The organism is Myroides albus (genome assembly GCF_009711045.1).
Lineage (GTDB): Bacteria > Bacteroidota > Bacteroidia > Flavobacteriales > Flavobacteriaceae > Flavobacterium > Flavobacterium album_A.
The window spans coordinates 1-16,705 of record NZ_WMJX01000048.1 but is presented as its reverse complement, the minus strand read 5'-3'; the positions used below and the strand labels follow the sequence as shown (position 1 = coordinate 16,705).

The window sequence follows — 16,705 nt, the reverse complement described above, 5'->3', positions numbered from 1 at the left end:
TACAAAAGAGGGTGACCTTTTGGGACACCCTCTTTTTGTATTATTTTGTGCGTAAATCAGCTTGGTGTTTAGGCGATAACATCGGTTCAGCAAATGAGATGACCTCTTCTTCTTCTAATGCACTTAAAATGGCATATACGTTTTTATAATTTGTTTGAAGAGGAATGCTAATTACAAAGTAATAATCATCTACTAATTCTATTTCTGTATTAGCATATAGGATTTCATTGTATAGATCTTCTCGATTGTATTTCTCTTTTTGGACAATGACTTGAACAGTACTATTGCCCGAATAACTTTCTATATGTTGTATTACCAACCTTTTGTCGTCATCTTGTATTGAAGCATAAACCACATCTTCACATGAAAGTTCTGGTCCATAATAGGGAATATTATCTATTTTATATAAACCTTTGCTGGCATCAATTACAACTCCCCAAAGTACTTCTTCCGTATTTTTTTCTAATACTTCACTATAATACTTTACTACTACTTGTTCTAACTGTTCTTTCATTTCAGAATAATATTCGGATTATTTATTTATAAGAGTAGGTATGTAACCTAATTCAGTTGCAAAGATAAAAGGTAAAAGGGATTTAGTATAATGCGATTTCACAATAAATAAAAAAGTTATTAACCCTTTTGATAGCAATAGAGAGCGTGTAGAACAGAAAGTGCCTTTATCTGTTTAGTTTAATTTCTTCTGTATATTCGAAGATGCCATAGACTAATAAGTCAATTTCATAGTGATTCGCATACGATTTGCCATACTCAATCAGTGTAGTATAGATATTATTTTCTGAAGATTGGATTAATTGATAGGCATAATCAATCATTCCTTCTATATAATTGGCCTGTATATTTAGTGTACGCAATTTTCTCTTTGCCAGTGTATTTATATCTTCAATTGGCATTCTTTGCGTTGTTGATAAGCCTAAACTGTATCCATAGTAAACCATACCAAAAACGACAATCATTGTTTCACTTTTGTCATCCCATAAGGGACTGTTGACAACTTGATGGAACAAAAAATCTGTTTTTTGACGGAATTTACTTTTCATGGCTACTACATATAGTTGAATTCACAGGCGTATATACTGACAATAGATGCCTATCTAATAACCCCTAAAACCTAATGTTGATACGTGTTTGAGTTGTGTAGAATGACAAAAAGTCTATTTGTTTTTTATAAACTGTATAATTATCTGTTAAAGATACTTTTAATTTTTCGAAGTAAGTAATAATGTTAATTTTTTAATTTAGAATATTAAGTTTTTTTTTGATTAAATAGAATGTATTCTGAAGGAGTTTTATTAAAATGCAATCATTCTTTTGGTAACTAAAGACATACTTTATTTGTTTATTGTTATTCTTGGGATTAATTAACTTGTTAATTATTAGATATATAGGTTTTTTATGGCTAAATTTATAGAACAACTATAAAACCAAATATCATGGAAAAAGCTTTAAAAATCATAGTAGCTGTATTATTGATATTTACAGTATTCTCTTTACCTCCAGACTTGTACCGTTTTGTAAGCCTAATTGTAATGGTGTCTTTGGGTATTTTAGCTTACAATTCTCATGTGAACAAGAAGCTAATAGAAGTTTTAACGTATATCGTATTAATTGTTATTTTTCAACCTTTTTATACTGTTACCATTTCACCTATACTTTGGAAATCGATTACCATTTTAGCAGTACTTTATCTGATTGGCAGTAGTTTTTTCAATTTGAATAAAGTGGAAAAACAGTAAGCGTACGCGTTTCATCGCTCTATTTATACCTAAAAGGTATAGAAGTGCTTTGTTTTAGCCTATTGTGATTTCATCAAATTATTAATAATATACGCTATGTATTGTGAAATATTAGTGTGTTTTGAATAGTATGGTTAAATAATATTTGTGATTACTATTTTTTTAATTAAATAAAGGCAAAATTATTCAATGCTTGTTAAAATTGTTATATAAATTGTATATTGCAGTAAGCTGTTTGTAGAAAGAATAAAAATCCTACTGTGTATTTGGGATAGAAAGTAGAGTGGGGACATATTTTCTATCGTTAACTAGATATGACAAGGTAAAGGTCACTTGTACAAGTGACCTTTTTTGTTGCTTTATGCTATATAAAAAGCCATTAATAATCTATTAATGGCTTTTTAATTTTATGCAAACGAAACTGTGATTTACAGCTTTAGACCCTTTAGTCTTAGTGAGTTTGTAATTACTGAGACAGAACTAAAACTCATTGCTAAAGCGGCTATCATCGGTGATAAAACGATTCCAAAAACAGGATATAGTACTCCTGCTGCAATTGGAATACCAACCGAATTGTATATAAAGGCAAAGAATAAGTTTTGCTTAATATTTCGCATTACTCCATGACTTAGGTTAATAGCTTTAGGGATACCAATTAGATCTCCTTTTAGCAGTGTGATTTCTGCACTTTCAATAGCCACATCAGTTCCTGTACCCATAGAGATACCTACGTTGGCCTGTGCTAAAGCTGGGGCGTCGTTAATACCGTCACCTGCCATAGCTACAACTTTACCTAATTCTTGCAATTTTTTGATTTCGTTCAATTTATCCTCCGGCATTGCTTCGGCTAAGAAGTGTTTGATATTTAACTCATCTGCTACAGCTTTGGCTGTATTGGGATTATCTCCAGTAATCATAATTACCTCGATACCTTTACTTTGCAAGTCTTGAACAGCCTTTTTACTTGATTCCTTGATTTTATCATATAGTACAGCATAACCAATAATATTGTTGTCTTCTGCAATATAAGATACTGTTTTACCCAAGTTTTGTTCTGCTCTTACTTTAAGTTCTAACTCACTACTTACCTCAGCTTGTACAGTTTCCATTAAAGCTTTGTTCCCCAATGAGATTCTTTTCTTGTCTACAACTCCTTGTATTCCTTTACCTGTCACGTTGTTAAACATTTTAATGGAACTTAAGGACAATCCCTTTTCTTTTGCTTTATTGGTAAAAGAAGTTGCAAGTGCGTGTTCACTATTTTGATTTAATGAAGCTGTTAGATGCAATAAGTCATTTTCAGAATAACCTTCTACTATGGATACAATTTTCTCTACTGATGGCTTACCTTCAGTTAAAGTACCTGTTTTATCAGTAATTAAGACATTTACTTTATTGGCTGTTTCAAGTGCTTCTGCATTTTTGATAAGGATACCATTTTGAGCTCCTTTACCTATACCTACCATTATAGACATTGGTGTTGCCAATCCTAATGCACATGGACACGCAATAATTAAAACAGCTAAAGCATTGACAAAAGCGTATGCAAGTTTTGGTTCTGGTCCAAGTGTTTTCCACAAGATGAACGTGATGATAGAGATCAACACTACAGTAGGCACAAAATACTTAGCTACTTTATCTGCTAATTTTTGGATCGGTGCTCGAGAACGGCTTGCGTTATTAACCATTTCGATGATTTGCGATAAGAGTGTTTCATCTCCTACTTTCTCTGCAATCATTAGGAATGAACTATTGCCATTTATTGTTCCTGCAACTACTTTATCTCCTTTAGTTTTATGAACAGGGATAGGTTCTCCAGAAATCATTGATTCATCAATACTACTGTCTCCTTCAAATATAGAACCATCAACTGGTATTTTTTCTCCTGGTTTTACACGTAATTTATTTCCTTTGACAATTTTTTCAAGAGCGATTACTTCTTCTCCCGATTCTGTCACTAAGGTCGCATCAGTAGGAGATAGCTTAAGTAATTCTTTTATTGCCGAATTTGTTCTACTATGAGCTTTAGCTTCCATTACTTGTCCTACAAGAACTAAAGTTAAAATAACAGCAACAGACTCGAAGTATAAGTGTATTCCGTGTTCTCCTTTAAAGTCTTCAGGGAATAGGTTTGGGAAGAATAAGGCTACAACGCTAAATAATAGTCCTGCAGCTGATCCTAATCCAATTAAACTAAACATGTTTAGATTCCACGTTTTAAAAGAGCCCCATGCTCTGGTAAAGAACATCCAACAAGCGTATACTACTGGTAAAGTAAGTAGCAATTGTAGGTAGTTATTTATGTGATGAGGAACAACTTTACCTATTGGATCTCCTGGTATCATAGACCCCATGGCTAAAATAAAGACAGGTATTGTAAAAAGAACTGATATTCTCAGTTTCTTAAGCATATCTGTGTATGTAGTATCCTCTGGTTCTATGCTAATTGTTTTGGCAACTAATGCCATACCACATTTAGGACAATCTCCTGGTTCGTCATAGGTTTTGTCTCCTTCACAAAGCATTGGACAGTAATAAACTGTTTTCTCGATTTTAGCAGCAGGTATCTGCTCTAAATTCATACCACAAACAGGACATCCTACGTTAGTGTCATATACTTTATCTCCTTCACATAGCATTGGGCAGAAGTATTTACCTGCTTTATCAGCCATGTTATCGGGAATTTCTTGTTGGTATTTATCCTCCTCACTGATTTCGATAGCAGGTAGGATTTCTTGTGTACCATCTTCTTTTGTAACTATTTCTTGCAAGATATAGTTACCTTTTTGTAACAATGCCTTTTGTAGAGTTTTCGTATCTATGTCGTGATGTAACTCTAAGTCTGCTTGTGCATCTTCTAATGAAACGTGAGCGTGTACGCCGTGAACTGTGTTTAGTGTTTCTTCCACCTTAGTCCTACAGCCATTACAAGTCATCCCACTTACTTTATATTGCTTTTTCATATCTAAAAACTAATAATCTTAATTTATACATACAAAATTCGTTTAAATTGATTAATTCCTGTTATACAATTATGGAAATTGGTTATATATTTTTATTATTAGTCATTGGATAGGTATTGTAGATCAGTGAATAAGCAATTGAGCTGCCTTTTAGAATTGAGTACAAAGGATATTTTGTACTTTCGTACTTATTAAAAGAGAAAGCGTATGAAAAAGAGGATTAGTCTTGTGCTTATTATCGCTGTAGTGTGTATAGGTTGTAAGCAAAGTAAAAAACCTACTGAGATTTATGGTAAGGTGAAACCTGAGATAAAGAAAGAGGCCTTCTCGGAGGGATTACTTACTTATGAATTAAGCATAAGTGATTCTATAGTAGATACCTTTATCAAAGACAAAGTTGCTCAAGCACCCACGAACATAAAAGCTCTATTGGATAAATACAAAGGAAAGCCCGAGGATAAGAAATACATTGAGAATTTCTTTGAGAATAATCCTGACTTTTTAAAGCGCTATGGTAAATTACCTTTTATAAAAAATACAGTAAGCATAGCAGGATATAACGTAAATAGTTATAGAGAAGGGTTAACTTATTTGTATGAATTGGAAATGAATGAGTTGCAAGGTCAAGGAAGTGGGTTTATTGGGCGAAATAGGAGTATGTTATCTCCAGAACAGGGCGTAAACTTTTCGATTAGAAAAGAGCAAGTGGAGCAAATAGACCGTCACTTCTTAATAGTTATCGATGAAAACAACTATACAAGAGAGGAACGAGAAACGGATATGAAAGTAGCAGGGTATGAAGTAAAAGAGGTACTTTATCAACTCAAAGAAGAGTTGCGTCATACTGCTGATTTGTGTACTCCTTTAGAGCTAACTGTATATACAAGTAAGGGTGTAAGTGCTTTGGTTAATTCTGCTCTACCTGTACAATTGCCTCGTGAAGGTTATGGGGTTTTGAAGGCAGAGGTTCGCTTTAGAGATTCTTCTGTTGATCCTTTTTATTTTGTGATAGAAGCTAAGGCTGTCGTGGTAAGGGAGCTGTTGATGGGGGAAAAGTCAATAGTGAATTATTCCAAGGAGTTTACAGCATTAGATGAGTCTAATAGCAATGAATTGTATAAAGCGGTTTTTGAAAAGTATATCATCGAACCTACGATGAATTCAAAGTAAACAACTCTGGTGAATACTGCTGTAATTGTATTTTAAAATTGGTAGAAGTAAAATTCCAATAGTTGATTGTTTCGGCTCTCTTTGAATCTTTATTTCATTTAGGTTGATAGGTTGGTTTATCAGATGAGATTTTTACTAATTTTGATAACAATAAGTGCGATGTTTGATATTAATGAAATAATCAAAGCCTAATATTTGCTGTCATACCTTAATGTTTTTTTGAATAGGTCAATCGCGCAAAGGACTAATTAGAGAAGTCTCTTTTAGTGATTCTTGTGATTAAGAAGTCTTTTTTAAAGTGAGATTAGCCAAAGGGCATGATTTTAACTCGAGTGAAATAATAATTGACAAACGTCACTGTATTATTCATTTTAGTCGTCTTGTTCAAAGTTTACTTCTTCTTATTTTTGTATTAAATAACAGATTCAAATGAATGTATATTTTATCATTATCATCATACTACTTTTAGTTATTATCGGTATTTTACTTTACTTATTAATTCGCTCTAATCGTTCAAGAGTGTATTTCGAAAAGGAGCAAGATCTCCTAAATAGCAAGTTAAAGTATTTTCAGTTGGAATCTTTAGAGTCAAGATTGGACCCACATTTGTTTAAGAATATCTTGAATTCGGTACAATCCCTTGCATACCAAACCTATTATGCATTAGATAAGATGGCAGGAGTTATGGATTACATTATGTACGATAGCCAAAAGAAGTTTGTATCACTTAGAGAAGAGCACGATTTTGCAATTAAATTAATTGATATCAATAAGATTAAACTGAATCCTTTGTTTCGATTGGATGTTCGTTCGGTGATACAAGAAGGAGAACTCTTATATGATGAGGACTTGGTTGCTCCTTTGATCTGTGTGGAGTTAATCGAGAATGCTTTTAAACACGCAGATTTACAAAGTTCAGATTCTTTTATCTCAGTATTGTTCAAAATGAAGAAAGGACAGTTTGATTTGATTGTTTCCAATAAAGCATCAAGTAAAAAGGGATTAGAAAAAGAACATGGGGGATTTGGTCTTAGTGCCTTACAGCAGCGACTTGAGTTAATTTACGGCTCTTATTTTAAATTAGAAAAATCATTTGATTCACAAGTATATACAATGCACCTAAAACTTAACTTATATGACTTCAAAGATAAAATGCATACTCTTAGATGATGAACTTTTAGGATTAAAGTATTTAAAGATGCTTTGTGAACAAATTCAAGAATTAGAAATTGTAGCAGTCTTTGATAATCCGCTTGTGTTTTTAGAACAACAAAAACAGTTGAATTATCAATTGTTGATTTTAGATATTAATATGCCTCAAATAGATGGTTTGTCAGTAGCTCAGCTTGTTCCAACAAAGGGAATAATATTTACTACAGCCTATAAAGAATATGCAGTTGAAGCCTTTGAAATAGATGCTATTGATTATTTGACAAAACCCTTGCGAAAAGATCGATTGCTAAAAGCTGTACACAAAGCTATGCGAAATATAGAAAAAGAGGAGAAACCATTATTTATTACTTCCAATACCAATAAAGGAAAAGCAGTAATTTACTTTGAAGATATATTATTGATAACTACCTCAGAAGACGATCCTCGAGATAAGGAAGTATTATTAATTAATGATGGGCGTATTACCCTGAAGAATATTTCACTGGATAAGTTATTAGAAGTTCTGCCCCACGGGTTATTTGTCAGAGTTAATAAGCGAGAGATAATTGCTTATAAAGCTGTGCAATTCTTTAGTTATGATGAAATCACTACTACTATTTTTGACGTTAATAACAAGCCTTTATTAGTTACTATTGGAGCTGCTTTCAAATCAGATTTTTTAGCAAATATGTAACTTGTTACACATTTTTCTACTTTCATTACAAAACTATAGTTTATCACTACATTGTATAAGAAATACAAGGATAAATGGTAGATGTTTGCTTGAATTAAAACAACTACTAAAATGGAGAAATATAGAAATTCGCTATTGTATTTAGGATTAATAGGAGGGGGATTAGGCTCAATGTATTGGGTGGTAAATAAAGGCGCTGCATTGGAGCACAATGTTGTTAAGGTTGTATCTGAGTTAGGGCCTTTTGAAAACTTTCTCAATACACTAAAAGATAATCTTCATCATCCATTAGCATTACTATTAGCTCAAATAGTTACAATAGTACTGGTTGCAAGGGCATTTGGTTGGTTTTGTAAGAAAATTGGTCAGCCTTCTGTTATAGGAGAGATTATTGCTGGTATAGCCTTAGGACCTTCCTTTGTGGGAATGTATTTCCCCGAGTTTTCAGCAGTTTTATTTCCAGAGGCTTCTTTGGGAAACCTTAGTTTCTTGAGTCAGATAGGCCTTATTCTCTTTATGTTTGTTATAGGGATGGAATTAGACCTGAAAGTATTAAAGAATAAGGCGCATGATGCTGTACTTATCAGTCATGCAAGTATTATTATCCCCTTTGCTTTGGGAATGATTTTAGCCTATTTTATATTCACTTCTTTTGCTCCAGATGGAGTAGAGTTTTTATCATTTGGATTGTTCTTGGGTATTTCAATGAGTATCACAGCTTTTCCTGTTTTGGCTCGTATTGTACAAGAGAGGGGATTGCACAAGAGTAGAATTGGTACTATTGTTATTACCTGTGCAGCTGCAGACGACATTACAGCTTGGTGTTTATTAGCAGCAGTAATCGCTATTGTACAAGCAGGTAGTTTTGTGAGTTCACTATACATTATTGTATTAGCAGTTGTGTATGTATTTGTTATGCTGCGTTTTGTACGTCCTTTTTTGGCGAAAGTAGGAAAGAATCAAAGCAATGGGAAAGGAATGTCTAAGTCTTTTGTTGCTATCTTTTTATTAACTCTTATTATATCCTCTTATTGTACAGAGGTTATTGGAATACACGCATTGTTTGGCGCTTTTATGACAGGGGCGATTATGCCTGATAATATTCGATTCAGAGAAATGTTTATGGAAAAGGTAGAAGACATAGCTGTTATTCTTTTTTTACCTTTATTCTTTGTCTATACTGGACTTCGTACAGAGATAGGATTATTAAATGAACCTTATTTATGGAAAGTAACGGCCGTTATTATTCTAGTGGCTACTGTAGGGAAGTTCTTAGGAAGTGCGCTGACAGCCAAGTTTGTTGGGATATCTTGGAAAGATAGTTTGACTATAGGTGCACTTATGAATACCAGGGGACTTATGGAATTAATTGTTTTAAATATAGGTTTCGATTTAGGTGTATTGACTGGAGAAATCTTTGCTATGATGGTTATTATGGCTTTGGCAACCACCTTTATGACTGGGCCATTGTTAGATTTAATCAACTTTATCTTTGGTAAGGATAAAGTTGAAAGTGAGGTGTCTATTGTCAATGCAAAGGGGAATTACCAGATTTACATGTTTTTTGATGCCATTAGTAAACCCAAAGATTTGTTGAAATTAGCACATAGTTTTGTAGGTAATAATAAGCTGAGTACAAGTATCACAGCTATGCACTTAATAGATAGTACAGAGGTAAGTGCTTATAGTGCTGGAGCTTATGAGGAGGAAATGTTTGAACCCATTATTCAAGAAGCGCAAGAGCTTAATCAAGAGGTTCATACACTATATAAAGTGTCTACTGATGTTGAAACAGATATTGTCGAAATTATTAATGAAGATACATGCGATTTATTTTTAACAGAGATGGGGTATTCTATTTATCGCGGGACATTATTGGGTAATATCTTAGGATTTACAACTCGAATAATCAATCCGAATGTATTAATAAATAAAGTAACTGGTAGAGAGCGTTTGTTTGAACAATCTATTTTTGATGTTCGCACAGAACAGATTCTAAATAACAGTAAAGTACCTGTAGGGGTTTTTATCAATAAAGATTTCCAAAAAGTAGATCAAGTTATATTGCCAGTCTTTACAAAAGCTGATCTATCCCTATTAAAGTTTGCGCAGAAGTGGATTGCAAATTCTAATGCTCAAGTAACAGTGTTAGATGCAATGGGAGAATTAGATCAATATGTGGACTTTAAAGAGCAAATTAGGCTAATTGAACAGTATAAACCAAACCATATCCGAGTGATCAAAAAAAGAACGATTCGCAAGGATTTTATTGAAGAATACGATATAATGCTTATTGGTTTGGACAGTTGGAAGAAGTTAATTGGTACGAGAAGTCGTTGGTTAAATTACGCTCCTTCAATGTTAATTGTTAAGTCCTAAGCACCTGTATAAAAATAGTGTTATTCCCATTCTTTTTAGGAGAAAATAGTTTACATTAGAAAACTATTAATAATCTAAATGTATCTTATGAAAGTGAAACCGATCATCGAGCAAGACGAGCTTTTCATGTTAATACAAAAACAATCCTCAAATCTAATTATTGTAGATGCGAGTAATCACAAGCAAGCTAGAGAAAACTATGAAAAGCAACATATTCAAGGGGCTATATTTGTTGATGCAAATGAGCAATTGGCAACTATAGGGGATGTTGCAGCAATGGGAGGTAGACATCCTTTACCCAGTGTTGAAAAGTTTGCCAAAGTGTTACAAGAGTTAGGAATATCGAAGCGCAGTCATGTTGTTATCTATGATGATAAGTATGGCGGTAATTCAGCTGCTCGCTTTTGGTGGATGTTAAAAGCTGTAGGACATGACAATGTACAGGTATTAAATGGAGGGTATCAATCAGCTGTATTGAGTAAATTACCTATGAGTAATCAAGTTACCGTACACAAACCTACTGAGGAATACGCTGTGACTTCATGGGAATTGCCAATTGCAGAAATAAAGGAACTGGTTGGCAATTCACAGAGTGAGGACTATTTAGTTATAGATGTTAGGGAACCTAATCGCTACAAAGGCATTAGTGAACCAATAGATGAGGTAGCTGGACATATCCCAGGCGCTGTTAATATTCCTTTTATGTCAAACCTCGATGAGAATGGTTGTTTTTTACCTTCTGATATGCTTAAGGCTAAGTACAAAGAATTACTAGAGAATTTTGATACGGATAAAACTATAGTGCATTGTGGTTCTGGAATAACAGCATGTCATACACTATTGGCTATTGCGTCAGCAGGTCTGCCTATACCAAAGTTATATGTAGGGTCATGGAGTGAATGGTCAAGAAGTGAAAACCCTATAGCAACTGATAAATAAGGGTGAGTTTACTTATAGTGTATTTTGAATCTCATTGCAAATAAAGATTTGTTCAAGCACAAAGGGAGTATTTATAGGAAGCTGCTTAGAGGTCGACTAAGCAGCTTTTTATATATAAACGAAATTAGGTTACTATCAATCTGTGTGAATTACAGTAAGCTTAAAGAGTATTGGAGGCGTCTTGTAAGAGTGCACTCATAGACTATTGATAAGTTTCATATCGATGGGAGTACACTTTATTATAGACTCCTATCGTGTAGGAGCATCTAAATATTAACTAAATAACGTCTAAATTACTACATTTACAAGAAAAAGAGAATGAAAGAAAATAAAGAAGTTGTTATTCCGCTTAGCAAGCAAAAGATTGTTTTATTGATATTGATAGGTGCTGTATTTGTTGGGTTGGGGATTTGGTTCGTTGCATTTCCTCCTCCAGGAAATCACATGCTACTTAGCAATCCCTACTTATTGGGTATTGTGGGTGCAATGTCTATTGTATTTGGAAGCTTAGTAATGTTTTTTCTAATTAAGAAAATGTTAGATACAAAACCAGGTATGGTAATTAATAGGGAGGGAGTCTTCGATAATGCGACTGCTGTTTCAGCGGGATTAATTCCTTGGGAAGACATTGTAGGTATAGAAGAAGTAAGAGTTTTCTCGGAGACTTTTATTCTAATTATGGTGCGCAATCCTGAGCAATATATAGAAAAGGTAGCTAATGTTTGGAAGCGTAGAATGGTAGCGTCTAATTGTAAACACCACGGCACTCCAATCAGTATTTCTACAAATGCATTAAAGATAACGAGGAGTAAACTATTAGCTTTGCTTTTAGAAGAATTTGACAGATATAAATGCACACAAAGTTAAAAGGCTTTTCATCAGTGAAAAGCCTTTTGTTTTATTTAGGTTCTATATTGTTCCATATTACTTCATCAGGAGTAGGAGCTACTATTGTAAGTGTCTCTTTGGTCACTGGATGAATAAAGGTAAGTTGGCGTGCATGTAAGTGTATTCCTCCATCGGGATTACTGCGATCAGCACCGTATTTTAAATCTCCCTTGATAGGGCATCCAATAGCTGCTAATTGACAGCGTATTTGATGATGGCGACCAGTGTGTAGATCAATTTCTAAAGTAGAATAAGTTTTTAATTGATGAAACATCTTATAGGTCAACTTCGCTTTCTTGCTATTAGGTACTTCTTTCTTATGTGCCTTAGAAGTGTTGTTCTTCGAGTTTCGCACTAAGAAGTGTTCTAAAGTATCCTCTATTTTTGGAGGAGCATCTTTGACTACAGCCCAATAGGTCTTTTGTGTTTCTCTGTTTTTGAAAGACTCATTTAAGCGAGTTAGAGCTTTCGAAGTTTTGGCAAATAACACAATACCAGAAGTAGGTCTATCTAAGCGATGTACTACACCTAAATACACCTCTCCTGGCTTATTGTATTTTTTCTTTAAATACAATTTTACAATTTCACTTAAAGGCATGTCTCCGGTTTGATCTCCTTGAACAATATCTCCTACGCGTTTATTTATGACAATAATGTGATTGTCTTCGTGTAGTACTTGTAAGTTATCAGGGGTAGAAACAATTTTCATCTGTAATATTTTTAAACAAAAATATCCTTTTAATTTTAAAAAGGATATTTAAGTTATGATAATGCGTTATTTTTAATAATTAGTACTGTTCGTTTTCATTAGGGAAATCTACAGCTTTGACATCATCTACGTATTGAGCAACTGCTTCTTTCATTTGCTCATAGATATTTAGATAACGACGCAAGAATTTAGGATTAAACTCATGAGTAAGACCTATCATGTCGTGAATTACAAGTACTTGACCATCTACACCGTTTCCAGCTCCAATACCAATTACTGGAATTGAAATACTTTCAGCCACTTTTTTAGCTAATGCTGCTGGTATTTTTTCAAGTACAACTGCAAAACAGCCAATTTCTTCAAGCATTTTAGCATCTTTAATTAATTGCTCTGCTTCTTGTTCTTCTTTCGCTCGTACAGTGTACGTTCCGAATTTATAGATCGATTGAGGAGTAAGACCTAAATGTCCCATCACTGGAATACCAGCATCAAGGATGCGTTTAATTCCTTCTTTTATTTCTTCTCCACCTTCCATTTTTACAGCATGTGCTCCACTTTCTTTCATGATGCGGATAGCAGATCGCAAGGCTTCTTTGGGATCTGATTGATAAGAACCAAATGGTAAATCCACTACGATTAACGCCCTATCTGCTCCTCTTACTACTGATTGAGCGTGATAGATCATCTGATCAAGAGTGATAGGCAATGTTGTTTCGTGTCCAGCCATTACATTACTTGCTGAGTCACCTACTAACATCACATCTACTCCACCTGCTTCTAATACTTTAGCCATTGAATAATCATAGCAAGTCAACATTGAAATTTTCTCTCCGTTGGCTTTCATATCAATAAGTGATTTTGTTGTCACTTTTTTATAATCTTTTTTTGCTACTGACATTTTGTTGCGTTTATTGTGATTTGTAAAGGTAAATAAAATACAATAACATCAAATTTATTTTACTCTAAACCCTTTTATAATAAATAGATTTAACAAGATATAAAAGATTCTACTTTGAATAACTTGTTATTTTTGAATTGAAACTTGTAAGACATTCCTATTCGCTCAATAAGATATGTCTGCTCGACAGGATTATATGACGTGATTAATCCTTTGCCAATCTGTAAGAAATCCCCTTCAGAGGTATTTTCGTTTAAGAGAGAATGATTAATTTTAAACTGATTAGCATTGATCATGGACAATTCTCTTACTTTGTGTTTCTCATTGTAGTCATTGACAATAAATACGGCTGAATTAAAATTTGATAGACTCTCATAATCACCTAATGTGTAATCTTCTAAATCGTCAAAGGAATCTAAGGAGTATCCAATAGTAGCATGCACAAATTCTTTGTCAAAGCCTTCTTGAGGCTCTATTGCTCCTTGGATGACAAAACCAAAGTCTTTATTCTTATACAGTTTTTCAACGATCTTGGTTTCCCCTTTTTTGGGTATGGCTTTGTGCATTTCTAATAGTAGTTTAGATTGATTGGCTAAACTGGTCAATTCATTTGTTTCAGCATATTCAATAAATATTTCCAAAGCTTTTATGATATCCTTTGTTGAACTATTCCATGCTAATTCTAAAATGCGCTCAGCATATTTCTTTTGCTCATCAGTTGTATTGACAGCGTTGTATTGTGAAATCAATTGGTCAAGATTAGGTCTATTACCGATAAAAGAAGCGGGAATAAAGCCTTTCTCTCCCAAGTAATTAATTTCTACATACTCGTTTTCATCTTTTGGGAAATAAGATAGTACAATAGGAGTACCATTTAATACAGTGCCTAATACTTTCGCTGTCTGTTGAGGATACTCTCTTACTTTTAGACCTGCCACTACAGTATATAAGTGAGGACCGTTTAAGTACTCATCTTTATCTATAATCGGAGCAGGAGAAGGTATTCTTTTGGAGTTATAGGTCAGTTGTATATTATTGCTTTTTTCTACGTAAACAGGAGGTACGTAATCTCTATATATTTTATAGTACTTATCTGTTTCCTCATAGGAAGCTATAGTACTACCATCGAGAAATACACCTGCTTCAACTGTCAATTCAGTATCTTTAAAGGCAATAGAGGGCGCATTGACATACAACTTTTCTTGTGCCATTATATAGTTCACTGTCATTAACAATGACGCTAAAATATATCTTTTCATCTATTAACAGTCCGATAAGTTTACTGCTACAGCAAGTCCACCTTCTGAGGTTTCTTTGTATTTTGTATTCATATCCTTTGCCGTTTCCCACATTGTATTTACTACTTTATCCAAGGGAACTTTAGCATTTTTGGGGTCAGTATCTAAGGCAAGTTCAGCCGCATTAATAGCTTTGATAGCACCCATTGTATTTCTTTCAATACAAGGTACTTGTACTAATCCTCCAATAGGGTCACAAGTTAGTCCCAAATGGTGTTCCATAGCGATTTCGGCAGCAATCATTACTTGCTCAGGAGTTCCTCCCATTAATTCACATAAGGCTCCAGCTGCCATAGCACTTGATACACCTATCTCAGCTTGACATCCTCCCATAGCCGCAGAGATTGTAGCACCTTTTTTGAAAATACTCCCAATTTCTCCAGCAACCATCAAGAACTGTTTAATTTCTTTATCACTTGCTTTGTGATTCTCAATAACTAAGTAATACATCAGTACTGCGGGGATAACACCTGAACTACCATTTGTAGGGGCGGTAACTACTCTCCCTAAAGAAGCGTTCACCTCGTTAACAGCAAGAGCAAAACAGCTCACCCACTTTAATATTTGTCTGAAGTATACCTTCGTTTTTCTTATGGTTCCAAGCCATTCAACAGGTGTATTATATGGTAATTCACCTTTGAGTTTTACGTGCATATCATATGCTCTACGGCGAACATTTAATCCTCCAGGTAATACACCTTCCGTATGACATCCAATATACATGCACTCCAACATGGTGTTCCATACTCGGAGTAATTCATTGTGAATTTCTTCTTCTGTGCGCAATGACTTTTCATTCTCATAGACAATCTCCGAAATTGACTTTTCTTCTTGTTTGCAGTAGGCTAATAATTCAGTAGCTTTTTCTATAGGAAATGGGAAGCTTGACTTAATCTCATCGTTTTCTGGATTATGTGCCGATTCTTCTTTTACAACAAATCCTCCACCAATAGAGTAAAAAGTAGATTCATATGAATCTCCTCCTTCATATTCTACTGTAAATGTCATTCCATTCGCGTGGAAAGGCAAGAAGTTTTTATTGAAAACAATATCTGTTTCAGGGATGAAGTTAATATACATTTCTCCTCCCAAATGTAGCGTTTGAGATTCTTTAATTCGAGTGATAATATTGCTTATATCCTCAACAGGTACATATTCTGGATCAGCGCCACTTAAACCTAACATAACTGCTAAGTCAGTTGCGTGTCCTACGCCTGTGAGAGATAAAGATCCGTAAAGATCAATTCTTAAGTGATAAACTTTGTTGAATATTAAGCGTTCACGCAGTTCTTTTAAGAATTGTTCTGCTGCTCTCCAAGGACCAAGGGTGTGTGAGCTCGATGGTCCAACACCTATTTTGAGCATGTCAAATACAGAAATACATTCCATAAAGTTGTTTAGTTTTAGTATTACGAAGATAGCCAAATTCTAAGCAGCCGCAACTTTTTCTAACGCTATTTAACTTCGCAAATTGAGGCAATAGAATATGCGGATTTTATGCATTTAAAAATACTGTATCAAGGTATGTCATTTTACTTGAATGTTAAAAAATAACAGTGCGTAATTTTAAGATTTATGGATCGGACGCAGTGTTTATAGAATTCCTTTATCAGGGTCAGGAGAAAGTCGAGGGTTTACCTCTTATACTACTTTGCTTACTCTAAAGAAAGGGGATAAGGTTTATCCAATGGTCTTTTTGAATAATCCATATGGAAATGGAAATGTATTTTTAGAGGGAGTTCAAGAAGGGTCAGCAGGAAAAGGTGTATTGACTAACCTAAGTGTTACGAAGTATTAAATGATATAGGTAAAGGATAAGAAAGAGGCTGTCTAAAAAGCCTAAAAAACAAAACCCCGT

15 protein-coding genes are annotated in these 16,705 nt (G+C 34.1%); 8 read left to right on the top strand and 7 right to left on the bottom strand.

The window, feature by feature from the left end; genetic code table 11:
- Window positions 1-40 precede the first annotated feature (40 nt).
- Window positions 41-514, bottom strand: a complete 474-nt coding sequence (locus GJV76_RS13760; RefSeq protein WP_155093181.1) for a DUF4265 domain-containing protein — start codon at window positions 512-514, stop codon at window positions 41-43.
- 166 nt (window positions 515-680) lie between these two features.
- Window positions 681-1,061: a hypothetical protein gene (locus GJV76_RS13755; RefSeq protein WP_155093180.1), complete on the bottom strand. Its 381-nt coding sequence runs from the start codon at window positions 1,059-1,061 to the stop codon at window positions 681-683.
- Window positions 1,062-1,454: 393 nt separating this feature from the next.
- Here GJV76_RS13755 and GJV76_RS13750 point away from each other — a divergent pair, with 393 nt between their 5' ends.
- Window positions 1,455-1,757 (top strand): DUF6804 family protein, encoded by a 303-nt coding sequence (locus GJV76_RS13750; protein ID WP_155093179.1) that lies wholly within the window; start codon window positions 1,455-1,457, stop codon window positions 1,755-1,757.
- Window positions 1,758-2,185: 428 nt separating this feature from the next.
- Here GJV76_RS13750 and GJV76_RS13745 read toward each other — a convergent pair whose 3' ends face one another.
- Window positions 2,186-4,720 carry a heavy metal translocating P-type ATPase gene (locus GJV76_RS13745; RefSeq protein ID WP_155093178.1) on the bottom strand — a complete coding sequence of 845 codons (2,535 nt, stop codon included), beginning with the start codon at window positions 4,718-4,720 and terminating at the stop codon, window positions 2,186-2,188.
- Between the two features lie 207 nt (window positions 4,721-4,927).
- Between GJV76_RS13745 and GJV76_RS13740 the strand changes: the two genes are divergently transcribed.
- The 6 genes from GJV76_RS13740 (at window position 4,928) to GJV76_RS13715 (ending at window position 11,921) form a co-directional block, all read left to right on the top strand.
- Window positions 4,928-5,890, top strand: a complete 963-nt coding sequence (locus GJV76_RS13740; protein WP_155093177.1) for a hypothetical protein — start codon at window positions 4,928-4,930, stop codon at window positions 5,888-5,890.
- A 429-nt stretch (window positions 5,891-6,319) separates the two neighbouring features.
- Entirely contained in the window at window positions 6,320-7,060 is a 741-nt protein-coding gene (locus GJV76_RS13735) for a sensor histidine kinase (protein WP_155093176.1), read from the top strand.
- Window positions 7,026-7,736, top strand: coding sequence for a LytR/AlgR family response regulator transcription factor (locus GJV76_RS13730; RefSeq protein WP_155093175.1), 711 nt, complete (start codon window positions 7,026-7,028; stop codon window positions 7,734-7,736). Before GJV76_RS13735 ends, GJV76_RS13730 begins: the two co-directional genes overlap by 35 nt.
- Window positions 7,737-7,847: 111 nt before the next feature.
- Entirely contained in the window at window positions 7,848-10,115 is a 2,268-nt protein-coding gene (locus GJV76_RS13725) for a cation:proton antiporter (RefSeq protein WP_155093174.1), read from the top strand.
- 93 nt (window positions 10,116-10,208) lie between these two features.
- Window positions 10,209-11,054, top strand: coding sequence for a sulfurtransferase (locus GJV76_RS13720; RefSeq protein ID WP_258204717.1), 846 nt, complete (start codon window positions 10,209-10,211; stop codon window positions 11,052-11,054).
- Between the two features lie 318 nt (window positions 11,055-11,372).
- A complete protein-coding gene (locus tag GJV76_RS13715) occupies window positions 11,373-11,921 on the top strand; it encodes an STM3941 family protein (protein ID WP_155093172.1) in 549 nt (182 codons plus the stop codon).
- Window positions 11,922-11,952: 31 nt separating this feature from the next.
- On the opposite strand, the gene GJV76_RS13710 is transcribed toward GJV76_RS13715, so the two are convergent.
- From GJV76_RS13710 to GJV76_RS13695, 4 genes are all read right to left on the bottom strand, one after another.
- Window positions 11,953-12,651 carry an RluA family pseudouridine synthase gene (locus GJV76_RS13710; RefSeq protein ID WP_155093171.1) on the bottom strand — a complete coding sequence of 233 codons (699 nt, stop codon included), beginning with the start codon at window positions 12,649-12,651 and terminating at the stop codon, window positions 11,953-11,955.
- Window positions 12,652-12,730: 79 nt separating this feature from the next.
- On the bottom strand, window positions 12,731-13,549 hold the full coding sequence (gene panB / locus GJV76_RS13705; RefSeq protein WP_155093170.1) for a 3-methyl-2-oxobutanoate hydroxymethyltransferase: 819 nt from the start codon (window positions 13,547-13,549) through the stop codon (window positions 12,731-12,733).
- 89 nt (window positions 13,550-13,638) lie between these two features.
- On the bottom strand, window positions 13,639-14,808 hold the full coding sequence (locus tag GJV76_RS13700; protein ID WP_155093169.1) for an SH3 domain-containing protein: 1,170 nt from the start codon (window positions 14,806-14,808) through the stop codon (window positions 13,639-13,641).
- 3 nt (window positions 14,809-14,811) lie between these two features.
- Complete coding sequence (locus tag GJV76_RS13695) at window positions 14,812-16,236, bottom strand: L-serine ammonia-lyase (protein ID WP_155093168.1); 1,425 nt, start codon at window positions 16,234-16,236, stop codon at window positions 14,812-14,814.
- A 262-nt stretch (window positions 16,237-16,498) separates the two neighbouring features.
- Here GJV76_RS13695 and GJV76_RS13690 point away from each other — a divergent pair, with 262 nt between their 5' ends.
- Complete coding sequence (locus tag GJV76_RS13690; protein ID WP_155093167.1) at window positions 16,499-16,645, top strand: hypothetical protein; 147 nt, start codon at window positions 16,499-16,501, stop codon at window positions 16,643-16,645.
- The last annotated feature ends 60 nt before the right edge of the window (window positions 16,646-16,705 follow it).

What these genes read in the sequence shown, in the direction of transcription:
- GJV76_RS13740 (WP_155093177.1), top strand. Translation starts at nt 4,928, where the DNA reads ATGAAAAAGAGGATTAGTCTTGTGCTTATTATCGCTGTAGTGTGTATA.
- GJV76_RS13725 (WP_155093174.1), top strand. Translation starts at nt 7,848, where the DNA reads ATGGAGAAATATAGAAATTCGCTATTGTATTTAGGATTAATAGGAGGG.
- GJV76_RS13710 (WP_155093171.1), bottom strand. Translation starts at nt 12,651, where the DNA reads ATGAAAATTGTTTCTACCCCTGATAACTTACAAGTACTACACGAAGAC.
- GJV76_RS13745 (WP_155093178.1), bottom strand. Translation starts at nt 4,720, where the DNA reads ATGAAAAAGCAATATAAAGTAAGTGGGATGACTTGTAATGGCTGTAGG.
- GJV76_RS13700 (WP_155093169.1), bottom strand. Translation starts at nt 14,808, where the DNA reads ATGAAAAGATATATTTTAGCGTCATTGTTAATGACAGTGAACTATATA.
- GJV76_RS13755 (WP_155093180.1), bottom strand. Translation starts at nt 1,061, where the DNA reads ATGAAAAGTAAATTCCGTCAAAAAACAGATTTTTTGTTCCATCAAGTT.
- GJV76_RS13760 (WP_155093181.1), bottom strand. Translation starts at nt 514, where the DNA reads ATGAAAGAACAGTTAGAACAAGTAGTAGTAAAGTATTATAGTGAAGTA.
- GJV76_RS13750 (WP_155093179.1), top strand. Translation starts at nt 1,455, where the DNA reads ATGGAAAAAGCTTTAAAAATCATAGTAGCTGTATTATTGATATTTACA.
- GJV76_RS13695 (WP_155093168.1), bottom strand. Translation starts at nt 16,236, where the DNA reads ATGGAATGTATTTCTGTATTTGACATGCTCAAAATAGGTGTTGGACCA.
- GJV76_RS13730 (WP_155093175.1), top strand. Translation starts at nt 7,026, where the DNA reads ATGACTTCAAAGATAAAATGCATACTCTTAGATGATGAACTTTTAGGA.
- GJV76_RS13735 (WP_155093176.1), top strand. Translation starts at nt 6,320, where the DNA reads ATGAATGTATATTTTATCATTATCATCATACTACTTTTAGTTATTATC.
- panB (WP_155093170.1), bottom strand. Translation starts at nt 13,549, where the DNA reads ATGTCAGTAGCAAAAAAAGATTATAAAAAAGTGACAACAAAATCACTT.
- GJV76_RS13715 (WP_155093172.1), top strand. Translation starts at nt 11,373, where the DNA reads ATGAAAGAAAATAAAGAAGTTGTTATTCCGCTTAGCAAGCAAAAGATT.